Source organism: Microcoleus sp. S13_C3 (assembly GCF_036700905.1).
Lineage (GTDB): Bacteria > Cyanobacteriota > Cyanobacteriia > Cyanobacteriales > Microcoleaceae > Microcoleus.
On sequence record NZ_JAUBPT010000013.1, the window covers coordinates 47,683 to 59,469 of the forward strand.

Here is an 11,787-nt window from a genome sequence, read left to right on the forward strand (position 1 = left end):
AGATGAGAATGGTGCAATATCTCAGTCACTACTAATCAGTAATACATCTTAATCATTGCGAGTCAAACCCTGAAGGCTAACTTGCAAAATCGACAAACCCAAAATTAGCAAAAACAAAACCAGCCCGATCGTACAAGCATAGCCAATTTCCAAATCCTTAAAAGCCCGTTCGTAAAGATAATAAACAACCGTCTTAGAACTATTGCGAGGCCCGCCCTGAGTCATAATATAAACTTCTTCAAAAACCTTAGTAGCAGAAATCGCCGAAATTACCGCAACTAAAACTAAATAAGGCTTCATCAGCGGCACAGTAATATCCCAGTGCTTTCCCCAGCCCTCAGAACCATCAATAGCAGCCGCCTCATAAAGTTCTGCCGGAATAGCTTGCAGCCCTGCCAAATAAATTACCATGTAATAGCCCAATCCTTTCCAGATAGTAACCGCCATGACGCTAAAGATTGCTAACTTCGGATTAGCCAGCCAAGAAACAGGAGGTAAACCCAACAATTCCCCCACCTGATTCAGCAATCCAGTCTCAGCAAACAGCCACTTCCAAGCAATCCCGGCGACAACCATTGAAATCACCGCTGGCGTGTAGTATGCTGCACGAAACCAGTTCATCCCCTTAAGTTTTTGATTGCACAAAATCGCCATTCCCAACGGCACAACAACCAATACAGGCACAACGCAGGTGAGATACAGCAGGGTATTCGTCAAAGTTTGCCAAAATACTCGATCGCCCCACAACCTGTAAAAATTCTTCAACCCCACCCACTGCGGCATTTGAGTTAAATCATATTCGTAGTTGGTAAAACTCAAATAAAAAGCTTGCACCGCAGGCCACAAAACAGTCAAACTCAAAATAAATAAAGCCGGAAGTAAAAACAAATAAGGAGTCAGGTTTCGTCGCAAAAAAGTCAAAGGCATAAATTAGTTATTAGTTATTAGTTATTAGTTATTACTCGTTCCCAGGCCGAGCCTGGGAACGAGTTATTTCTTAGTCTGCGGAGGCAGACTTGGTTTGTGTAGACGCGGTTTCAACCGCCGAGGAATAAGGGATTAACACTTATTTAACTCCCGAAAACAAACCCTGCCAGTCTCCGGGAGAACTGGCATTTTCCCCCTCTTTCACCTCAAAAGTAACCTTGCAAGCTTCAGGTTGTTCCAAAGCCTCCACGCACAATTCTGCAATATCTTCCCGACTGACTTTGCCCCTAATATTGTCTCCTTGCTCAAATATTAAAGCTTTGCCTCCCGGTTCTTCAGTCAAAGCGCAAGGTCTGACCACAGTATAAGGTATGCCGCTCGATCGCACGCAATCTTCCCCTTTCAACTTCCAAGTCAAAATCCCCCCCAACATATCATTCATTCTGACGGCAGGCGGTTCTTCTTCCAAGTTAATTCCAGGTCGGCCAGGGCGGGTCACTCCTGCCGAACTCACCATCACAAATCGCGGCAAAGTCTGTCCCCCATCAGCTTTAATAGATTCTAACTCCAGTTGAAAAATACCCGGTGTAAATTTCGGGTTGAGCGCACCATCATATTCAAACTTGCTCAACATTAACTGAAAAGAAAAAATACTGCTGGCATCAAATTTAGAGCCATCCTTAACAGTTTTGGCGCGGAATACTGGAATTAATTGATCAAAAGGAACCGTGACAGTAATCCAGATATTGTAAACAGTATCAAACGAATAGCAATAGCCAATTCCATCCCATTTAGCTTCGCTGCGAACAATCAATTTGTAGCGCTTGCCGTCACCTTTGACGCGCAGTTGGAGGCCGCTAAATCCTGCGAGATTAAGCGGAGGATCAAAGTTGCGGGTACGCACCGAAGCAAAGCCGCCCGAGTTGGCAGTAGAAACATTGCCTGTGAATATAGCTGTATTGTCTGTCAGCCGGATAGAACTTTCGCTGGTGCCACCCATCACGATGTCGTCGAGGGCTCCCCAAGTTTCTTTTAAATCTTGGCTGGGTTTTGTGAAGTCAAAAATTGTTTTTTCGCCTGCTTGAATTAGCTGGCGGCGAACAGCTTGCACTAAATTATTGAGGCCTTTGTATTCGACTATTTCGGGAACATCCACAACTTCCGGCATATAAAATTTGATGCCTTGATAGTATTTTTCCCTGGTTGGGGTGTCTCCTTCTACTGGTTGAACTTTGGTGCCAGTACAGCAGATAACTGCTTCTATGCCCTCGGTTACTAGCGGTGTTAGGGTTTCTGGGAGAGTGATATCTCCTTCGACTAACTCGACATTTTTGCCGAGAATTTCTGTTGCTCTTTTGGCATCTCTGACGAGGGCTCGCACTCTATATCCCCGCTGTTGCAGCCTCTTGACAACTCGCTTCCCGACGCCGCCGGTGGCACCGGCTACCAGTATTAGTTTGGGTTGGTCTTTTTTAGTTTTGCGGCTGCTTCCAAAGAGTTGTTGCAGCCAGCTAATGCTGCCAATGAAGGGAATGACGCCGAAATAAGCCAAGGTTTTGAGAAACCGGCCGGCATCCCATTGGGCGGTTTTTTTTTCAGTCATATTAGCTTCCTCTGAATTGGCTCAAATCTACTTAGCTGCTTTTGTATTTTAATCGAATTTTCGATTTTTGAATTTGGGCGATTTCCTAGCCTACCCTTCGGGAACCCCTGCGGGAAGATAGCTTGGCTAGCGCGGACTTTTGTTCACTTGACAATGGGTTGGGGATGAGTTTGGCTTAAGGGAATCTCAATAATTAACTCGGTTCCCTCTCTGGGGGCGGAAATGCAAGTCAATTTGCCACCGTGTTGTTCTACCGCAATTTCGTGGCTAATCGCCAAACCTATCCCCGCACCTTTACCCACCTGTTTTGTGGTAAAAAAAGGCTCAAAAATTTTCTGGCGAACTTTTTCTTCCATGCCCCAACCGTTGTCCTTGATCCGAACTCTTACTGCTTTTTCTCCCCGACAAAGTTCAGTCACAATCCGAATTTGTCCGTACTTAATTGGCTGTTCTTCGTCGCCGTGGGACGATAAATTATTGTTGACAAAGGCATCTTCGAGAGCATCAATTGCATTTGTCAGTACATTCATAAATACTTGGTTGATTTGAACTGCGTAACACTCAACCAAAGGCAGAGAGCCATATTCTTTGATGAGATGAATTGCGGGGCGATCGGGCTTCGGTTTGAGTCGGTTGCTCAAAATCAACAAAGCGCTGTCCAATCCGTCGTGAATGTCAACGGGTTTAATCTCTGCTTCGTCAATTCTAGAGAAGTTTCGCAGCGACTGAACTATCTCGCGGATGCGGTTAGCTCCTACTTTCATGGAACCCAGCAACTTCGGTAAGTCTTCAACTATGAACTCTAATTCTACTGCTTCTATTTGTGCTTGAATTTCTGGCGAAGGCGACGGATAGTTCTGGTCGTAAAGCTGCAATAAATTGATCATTTTTTGACTGTATTCATTAGCATAGCTAAGATTGCCGTAGATAAAGTTAATCGGGTTAGTGACTTCATAAGCTACCGCCGCCACCAACTGTCCCAAACTTGACATTCTTTCGCTTTGCACCAATTGAGTTTGCGCCCGCTTAAGCTCGGACATTGCTGTTTTTAAATTAGCAGTTTTTTCCCGTTCTCTGGCGACTGATGCTTCTAGTGCTGTATTTAATTTTTCTAGTTTGTCGGCTTGGCGCAGCACTATATTAATCATTGCTTTTTTCAGTTCCAATGCAGCGTCTATTTCGCATTGTTTCCAAGGCAACGATTTGTACCTCACATTTTCTTTCCACAGCTCGAAGGATTTCCGAGGAGACAGTCGAGGGTTGCCATCTTCATCGGTTTCAACTGGTTTGTTGGGGTTTCCTGCCCAATTTACGGTCTTAATTACTTCCGGGCGAAACCACAAAACGTATATTTTCTGAGTCGGGGATATTGCTATAGCCAAACACCCGCTGGCTGTGTCTTTAAATTCCTCAGCTTCTGGATAGCATTTGGTGAGCGAGTCTGTATAAAATATTTCTTTATTTAAATGCTCTTGCACCCAATTAGTTAAGTATTTGAGCGCTTCTCCTTGAGGTGTTTGCCCTACTTGATAGCAATTGTCTCCAAATACTATTGCTGCTCCCTGGGCGTTGACTGCTTCTAGCAAATTATGCTGACATTTAACTAACACTTGTGACAAGTTTTCGGAGGTGGAGATGTCTTCAAAAATCTTGGTTTGAATAGATTTTAAGTGTAGTTTGTAGTCGTAGTCTTCGTTTCCTTCTTTTGATTGCAGTTCTAAGGACATTACTTGCCCGATAAATTCGCAGGCTGCGCGCAATTCATAGTTGAGGTATTTTGGTGTATAATTGTGGCAAGCAATCAATCCCCACAGTTTTTTGTCTTTGATTAATGAGATTGACATCGAAGCTGAAACGCCCATATTTTGCAGGTATTCTATGTGAATGGGAGAAACGCTTCTCAATACGCTGAAACTCAGGTCTCGCGGCTGGGTAGTGACAGCATTATTTCTTGAAACAAGGGGGACGGGTTGATAATTAATATCTGGGATTAACCTCAGCCAATTTAACGCATACAGTTGTCTGGCTTGTTTTGGAATATCTGAACTTGGGTAGTTTAATCCTAAGAAAGGACTCAGCATTTCTGCTTTGTCTTCAGCGATTACAGCGCCGTTGCCTTCGTGGTCAAATTGATAGACCATAACTCTATCAAAACCAGATATTTTCCTGACTTCTTCTACAGTTATTTGAGATAATTCCTTGAGATTCTTGGCGCTTTGAATTTTGCTGATAGTAGCTCTCACTGAATGATAAAAACTAAAAACAGAAAGATTTTCTGGGCTGGTGGCCAATTCCAACTCGACCATCAATACTTCTTCTACTCGGTGGAGGATGCAGTCAAATTCTAAATATTTACCTTTGTTTATGACAGAGAGTTTTATGGGATTAACTGTTTTTAAGTTTTCATTACACAAACAAAGCTTGAGTTTTTTTATTTGAACTCGATTGAAGAATAAGCTCAAATTTCGACCGATCGCACTTTCCGGCTCTACTCCTAACAAATCTTGCGTATTTTCACTGACTTGCAGTATTTCTAGTTCAGGTTCTCGTACAACAAGTAGCACCCCGTGTGGCTGAATGTGCCCCGATATGTGAATGGGTTCTCTGTCGCAGTTTGTCAAGTCAACTTCTTCGAGCGCGGGAATTGTGATTTGTAGATCCATTTTCTTTGTCTTCCGCTGTAAAATTTCTAGAGGGTTCTATTGATTTGAGATTTGAGAGCGAATTGGCTTTTCCATAATAATCTCATATTGTTCGATCTCATAATGGCTCGATCCCTGGACGGACACGGAGAATCAATCATCCGAGAATCAGCGCATCAAAAATGATTGAGTCGAAAATCAGCCTGCCGTATGTGTTGCTGTTCTAGCAGCCTCAGCCTTCTAGAAATGTTACAGACTTGGCTCTTCCATACTATCGCTTCCCGATGTTAATTATCACAGCAATTTTTGCCATTCTTCCAGGATGTTTAATAATTTCCCAAAACTTTAATATTTGTGGTAAAATTTTGCCTGCTGGAAAAGGGGGAGAGAAATGCGTCTCCAGAGCGGCCTACTTACTGAAATATTAAGTTAAGGTAAGGGTGACAAGATCTGAAAGTCAAGTCACGCTAAGCTCTTTAAGTATACCCAACAGGCCCGACAATTAGACTGATGATCGACTTCAATACAGTTACTGAATTTTCTCATACCTACTGCATAGCTATCTGTGCCTTTTTAGTTCCGGCCAACTTGCTGACTACTTTGCTGACAGGGATTTTGACAGGACTAAACCGACCTCGAAGGCAAATTTGGGCGTCTGTGGTTGTCGCCAGCCTTTGGGCTACAGCAATGATATTTCACGTTTTTACCTGGTTCGCGATCGGGGTAGTAATGCCTCCGACATACATCTTGCTAGTTATGGCAATCACTTGTCTGACAATCAATGTCTGGGCGATCGCTCATCCTGCAAGCATGATGCAATTAATTAGAGTTGCGGTATCAGTTGTTAGGGGAGGTTTCAGAAGGAAGAACGATTTAGTTGTCTAAGACAGAAAAATCGAGTTATCTAGCAAGTCAAAAAGAATTTGGCAGGGGGTAATGTGAAAATTTCCCGGGAAAATATTTGTTTCAGAATAGTTTTTCTGGTGGCAAATCGTGCTTCCGAGGGGTGAGTTTTCAGCGGTTATTCCGGTTCGCGATCGCGACAATCTTCTGTTTCCGGGCCGCGGGGATGGATCGTGCAGTTGAGCAGGTAGCCGCCATCGCTTCTTCCGTAATAGTAGCGGCATCCGATGCAAATTGCGGGAGGTTCGATCGCACTTTGGTAAACCGGATAATCCGCAGTCGCCAGCAGCGAAAAATCGCGCTGCGTCTGAACATTCCCGATAATAGCGCCGGATAGTTCGACAGCTTGGCGGATGTTTTCGATCCTGGTGTAAGGCGGCAGGTAAATGTCAACACAAAGGCGTAGACCCTGGCTATCCTGCTCGTGGCGGGTAATAGTGCCTCCGAGCAAACCGACGCGCGAAGCAATAGCCGAGGAAAATTCGCCCAGGGAGGTGCAGTAACCGGAGAAAACGTGAATATGTTCGTCCGTAGTAGCTCTCACCGTCAGGCGAGTGGGAATTCGCACTCTCAGGTAAGCGTCGAGTTCGTCAAAAACCGATTCGGCGAGGGAGAGCATTTGGCTGGCGTCTTCGTGGTTGAGCCCACAACCCTTAGAAACCTTGGACACGAGGGCTGCTAAAATATCAAAAACTTCGGTTAAGAGCGATTGTAGTCTGCTATCAATGGCGATCGGACATTCTCTGAGCAGCTTTAAATAATCCTCCAACCGATGAGCAATGCGCTGAATGCTGCTAAATCCGAGCATAGCTGCTCCCGCTTTAATCGAGTGCGAGGCTCGGATGAGCTGGTGTATTCTTTGGGGCTCTGGCAGGGTGTTTTGCAGATCTTGCAAGCCTGGTTCGATAATTTGGATGTGTTCTGTGGCTTCTTCGATAAAGTAGCCGATGATCCGCTGTAGTTGTTCTGGCAGCATAATTTTATTCTCCGAAAGGCACCCTAGGAGCGGTTGACTGTTGTCAGTTGACTGTTGTCAGTTGACTGTTGTCAGTTGACTGTTGTCAGTTGACTGTTGTCAGTTGACTGTTGTCAGTTGACTGTTGTCAGTTGTCAGTTGACTGTTGTCATTAATCAGACATTTGATAGTTGGGAACCGATATTTAACTGACGAGTTATTTTTGTTTTTAAGCCCTAATTTGTTTTATTCTGACTCACGGCAACTGTAGTGGCAATGTCGAAAACTGTTAACTCTTAACTGTTGACAGTAATTTTTTTTGCTCCGACGGTAGCGGTTGCTACCCCCAACAGCAGCACCGCAGCACCTACAAGTACCGCCGGCGCCGGCATTTCCCCAAACAGCAAATAACCCAACCAACTCGCCGCCACCGGTTCAAACAGGATAGCAAGAGTTACCAGAGTTGGGGAAATCTGCATTACAGCCCAGTTCAAAATGGTGTGGCCGACTAACTGAGGCACAGCGGCCGTTAACAAAATATAAAAATATACAATGTGGGGGTAATTAGTATAAGTAGTGCCGAAGGCGAAGGGGAGAGGCAGAAGGACGATCGCAGCCACAGTATAGGCGATCGCGATATAGCCACCAATTCCCAGCCCCCGCCGCTGAGCTTCCCGGCCCAGCAGCAAATACAAGCTAACAGCCCAGGAACCAGCCATAGCAAGGAAATCGCCTAGCAGTTGGCTGCTGCCAGCATTAGCTGCGCCCGCACTTCCCAGAGCGATCGCCATTCCCCCAGTCAGGGCTATAGTAATGCCAGCGATCGACAGTTTGCTGAGTTTTTCCCCGAACCAGAAGCGCGACAAAAGCGCTACCCAGACAGGATTAGTGGTGACGAGAGCAGTCGAGGCGGCGATCGAAGTATAAGAAAGTGAGGTAATCCAGAGAGCAAAATGCAGGGCGAGACACAAACCCGCAGCAGCAGCATAGCGCCGAGCTCCCGGTTGCAGGGCGTTCCACTGAATTTTCCGCCAAGCCGGAAGCAGAATTAAAGCAGATAAAGTCAGACGAGAGGCCGCGAGTACCAGACTGAAACCCAAACCGCCCGCCCCTGCTTTCAAGTTAGCCAGCCGAATTAAGATTGAGGAAGTTGAGACGGCTAAAACGCCGATAATTAACACTAGGGCGATCGACCAATTCGGCGTTTGTTTCGGAAGATTCATTTTTTAGGCATTGGGCATTGGGCATTGGGCATTGGACATTGGGCATTGGGCATGGGGCATGGGGCATTGGGAAAATTTATATAGCAATTTTTACATAATGCTGAACACTTTCTGAAGACTTTCTCTTCCCTTCTCTTCCCTTCTCTTCCTTCGCGTCTTCGTGGTTCGTTAAAAAAAAACCGATCGCCCTTCTTAAAAAATTCCCATATCCAAGAAATATTAATGTATAGTAGGGGCAGGGCTGGTTTATGAAATTGTATATTACGGGCAATTATTGTTTGCGAACCCACCCTACAAAATTCAACATCAAACAAGTCCGAATCATCTCGTTTCCGGTGGCATCGGTATTATTCAAACAGTTAACAGTCAACAGTCAACAGTCAACAGTCAACAGTCAACAGTCAACAGTTAACAGTTAACAGTCAACAGTCAACACTCATTCCGGTTTAGCCGGAATTGATATTACAATTTATAACTATCTATGGCTCCTACAGTTTTGATTACAGGCGCTTCTCAAGGAAGCGGCAAAGCAACAGCAATTTTATTTGCAAGTAAAGGTTACGATGTAGTTATGGTAGCTCGCCAGTCTGAGAGATTGGCAGCAGCAGCGGCTCAAGTGCAGCGAGAAGGCACTTCCGCTGTAGCTATTCCGGGGGATGTTGGCGACATTCACCAAGTGCGGGCGATCGTCCAAAAAGCCCTAGAAGCCTGCGGCAACATCGATGTTTTAGTTAACAATGCTGGCATTTGTCTCACGGGGGCGATCGAGCACACTACCTCCGAAGACTGGCAGCAATTAATGAATACCAATTTTTGGGGATGCGTTAACACAATTCAAGAAATATTGCCACATTTTTTGGAACGAAAAACTGGGACAATAGTCAATGTTGGTTCCATTGGTGGCAAAATGCCTTTGCCTCAAATGACTGCTTATTGCGCCAGCAAATATGCAGTAACCGGTTTAACAGAAACTTTGCGATTGGAATTAGCACCTCAAGGTATTCACGTTTGCGCCGTGCATCCGGGCCTGATTAACAGCGATTTTTTAGAAAGAGCTCAATTTCGCGATCGAGACGAACCCGCAGTCGAATTGCGCCGTCAGCAAATGAGCAAAATGCTGAAATCTGAGTGGGCAACTCAGCCAGAAGACATTGCTAAAGCTATCTGGGATGCTGTGAAAAATCAGCGTGCAGAAGTTACCGTCGGCCCTGCTTTTGTAGCGTCGGAAGCTTATCGGTTGTTTCCCGGTTTGATGCAGTGGGCAATGGCAAAGGGCAACTGAAGAACAGGCAAGATGCCTGTTCCACAAAAACTGAGTTTTTTTTGGGGAACGGGCCGGAGAGCCCGTTCTTGAGAGATAATTAATCAATTAGGTGCTTCAAAGCAAAGAATTAGCATTAATAAAACGGCCGTTTAAATCGGCTGGGGTCACGTTCAACACAGTACCCAACAAAGCATTAGTAACACCGAATCTAATATTAGTAGCTTCCACACGGCCGTTGCCATCGGGATCGAGACTTCGCTGCGAGATGCCACCCTTGGCTAACAAACTCGTTCCACCGGCTATAGTTGCAGGATTGATCAGCAGCAGTCTCGGATCGTTCAAGCTATAAGTTACCTGTTCCAAAGAGATATTGCTGCTGGTAAATGCCACACTAATACCAATCGAATCGCTAGACTTATCAAAATCCACAATTGCCGCGTCAGGAACTTCAATTCCAACTACTCGGATTCCCGCTTGATCGACTCTAAAAACAAAGACATCGCTCCCTGCACCACCTTGGTAAATATCCACATCTCTGTCGCCAATTAAAGTATCATTACCGTCTCCGCCCACTAACAAATCAACACCTTGTCCTCCCCGCAGCAAATCATTTCCCGCACCCCCATCAAGGAAATCGCTATTTCTATCTCCTGTCAAGAAATCGTCGCCAGTTTCTCCCAAAACATCGTCATCATCTTTGCCTGCGTAAATAGAATCATTGCCGACACCGCCTAACAGACTGTCTTTACCATCGTTGCCGAAAATCCGTTCTGCATCTGACGAGCCCCTGACAGTATCATTGCCACCCACCATCCAAAGTCCCCCAGGAAAACTAGCAAGTTGTCCTGGTGCAAGTGTAATATTTTCAGGAGAATTGTCTCCTACCAAACGAGAGATGCCTGAATTATCTGGGGTGAGTACCATAGTTGTAAACTTTGTGCGATGTGAGCATGGATATTGTGCAATATTCTACAGCTTATTAGGGTGCGCCAGAACACAGTTACTTCCTGACTCGCGATCGAGCAATCGCTGGCGCACCCTACTAGAAAGCTCGATCGCTCCATCTTGGCACAAGCCTGATGGAAATACCCTAGATTAAAATAAAAGTTAAAATTTGAGCCGATGCCAATTATCTTAGTTGAAGACTTGAGCAAAGTTTATCCGGTAGCGATTAAAGAACCGGGGCTTAAAGGAACAGTGCGACACTTTTTTAGTCGCAATTACCGCAATATCAAAGCAGTTGAGGGCGTTTCTTTCAGTATTGAACCGGGGGAAGTCGTGGGGTTTCTAGGTGCTAACGGTGCGGGCAAAACTACTACGCTGAAAATGCTGACGGGTTTGATTTATCCGTCTGCGGGTACTGTGAGAGTGTGCGATCGTACTCCTTTCCGTCGCGAAGCAGATTTTCTGCAAAAAATCACCTTAGTGATGGGGCAGAAACAGCAGTTAATTTGGGATTTACCTGTGCTTGACTCTCTGCGAATCAATGCCGCTGTCTACGGCATTCCCGATACAGATTATCGACGGCGAGTCGGAGAATTAACAGAGATGCTGTCACTAGAAGGCAAGTTAAATCAGCCAGTACGAAAGCTTTCTTTAGGCGAACGCATGAAAGCTGAATTGATGGCGGCGCTGCTGCACCAGCCGGAGGTATTATTTTTAGATGAACCGACTTTAGGTTTGGATATAAACGCACAGTTTAGCGTCAGGCAATTTCTGCGAGAATATAACGATCGCTATCAAGCAACGGTGCTGTTGACGAGCCATTACATGGCTGACATTACTGCTTTGTGCAAGCGCGTTTTGTTAATCCATGAAGGGCAATTAGTTTATGATGGCAGTTTGGACGGATTGCTCGACAGGTTTGCACCTTATCGGGAAGTTCAGGTAAAATTAGCTAAGCCGCTGGCCAAAGATAGTGCTTTTGCTTACGGGGAGGTAGAATCTATTGAGGGACAATCGGTGCGTTTTTTGGTAAAAAGGGAAGAGCTGACGGTGAGCGTGGCGAAGATTTTGGCGGAGTTAGAAGTGATAGATTTGACTGTTACCGATCCGCCAATAGAAGAGGTTATTGGTAGAGTTTTTCGCACGGGAAAAGTGTAATGTTTTTGGCTGGCTTCATTCTCCCTCACAGGCAAGATGCCTGTTCCACTAGAGTTTCAATGTTGTGTGGAACGGGCATCTTGCCCGTTTCTAAAACCGAAAAATTGAACAGGCAAGATGCCTGTTCTACTCAAGTTTCAATGTTTAGTGGAACGGGCATCTTGCCC

10 protein-coding genes are annotated in these 11,787 nt (G+C 45.3%); 4 read left to right on the forward strand and 6 right to left on the reverse strand.

Going from position 1 to position 11,787, the window contains the following annotated elements; translation table 11 throughout:
• Nucleotides 1-48: 48 nt before the first annotated feature.
• The 3 genes from QUA16_RS05980 to QUA16_RS05990 all read right to left on the reverse strand — a co-directional run bounded on the left by QUA16_RS05980 (nt 49) and on the right by QUA16_RS05990 (nt 5,193).
• Entirely contained in the window at nt 49-927 is an 879-nt protein-coding gene (locus QUA16_RS05980) for a sugar ABC transporter permease (RefSeq protein WP_333103414.1), read from the reverse strand.
• Nucleotides 928-1,066: 139 nt separating this feature from the next.
• A complete protein-coding gene (locus tag QUA16_RS05985) occupies nt 1,067-2,530 on the reverse strand; it encodes a CIA30 family protein (protein ID WP_333103413.1) in 1,464 nt (487 codons plus the stop codon).
• A gap of 143 nt (nt 2,531-2,673) precedes the next feature.
• Nucleotides 2,674-5,193 carry an ATP-binding protein gene (locus tag QUA16_RS05990; RefSeq protein ID WP_333103412.1) on the reverse strand — a complete coding sequence of 840 codons (2,520 nt, stop codon included), beginning with the start codon at nt 5,191-5,193 and terminating at the stop codon, nt 2,674-2,676.
• 489 nt (nt 5,194-5,682) lie between these two features.
• Between QUA16_RS05990 and QUA16_RS05995 the strand changes: the two genes are divergently transcribed.
• A complete protein-coding gene (locus QUA16_RS05995; protein WP_333103411.1) occupies nt 5,683-6,057 on the forward strand; it encodes a hypothetical protein in 375 nt (124 codons plus the stop codon).
• Between the two features lie 136 nt (nt 6,058-6,193).
• Here the strand turns inward: QUA16_RS05995 and QUA16_RS06000 are convergent, their stop codons facing one another.
• Nucleotides 6,194-7,051 (reverse strand): Hpt domain-containing protein, encoded by an 858-nt coding sequence (locus QUA16_RS06000; RefSeq protein WP_333103410.1) that lies wholly within the window; start codon nt 7,049-7,051, stop codon nt 6,194-6,196.
• Nucleotides 7,052-7,326: 275 nt separating this feature from the next.
• Nucleotides 7,327-8,253, reverse strand: coding sequence for a DMT family transporter (locus QUA16_RS06005; RefSeq protein WP_333103409.1), 927 nt, complete (start codon nt 8,251-8,253; stop codon nt 7,327-7,329).
• Nucleotides 8,254-8,501: 248 nt separating this feature from the next.
• Between QUA16_RS06005 and QUA16_RS06010 the strand changes: the two genes are divergently transcribed.
• The gene (locus tag QUA16_RS06010; RefSeq protein WP_333103408.1) at nt 8,502-8,672 is read left to right on the forward strand and encodes a hypothetical protein; all 171 of its coding nucleotides are present in this window, start codon (nt 8,502-8,504) and stop codon (nt 8,670-8,672) included.
• A gap of 62 nt (nt 8,673-8,734) precedes the next feature.
• A complete protein-coding gene (locus QUA16_RS06015) occupies nt 8,735-9,535 on the forward strand; it encodes an SDR family oxidoreductase (protein ID WP_333103407.1) in 801 nt (266 codons plus the stop codon).
• A 96-nt stretch (nt 9,536-9,631) separates the two neighbouring features.
• Here the strand turns inward: QUA16_RS06015 and QUA16_RS06020 are convergent, their stop codons facing one another.
• Nucleotides 9,632-10,441, reverse strand: a complete 810-nt coding sequence (locus QUA16_RS06020; RefSeq protein ID WP_333103406.1) for a calcium-binding protein — start codon at nt 10,439-10,441, stop codon at nt 9,632-9,634.
• 198 nt (nt 10,442-10,639) lie between these two features.
• Here QUA16_RS06020 and QUA16_RS06025 point away from each other — a divergent pair, with 198 nt between their 5' ends.
• On the forward strand, nt 10,640-11,620 hold the full coding sequence (locus QUA16_RS06025) for an ATP-binding cassette domain-containing protein (RefSeq protein ID WP_333103405.1): 981 nt from the start codon (nt 10,640-10,642) through the stop codon (nt 11,618-11,620).
• Nucleotides 11,621-11,787 lie beyond the last annotated feature (167 nt).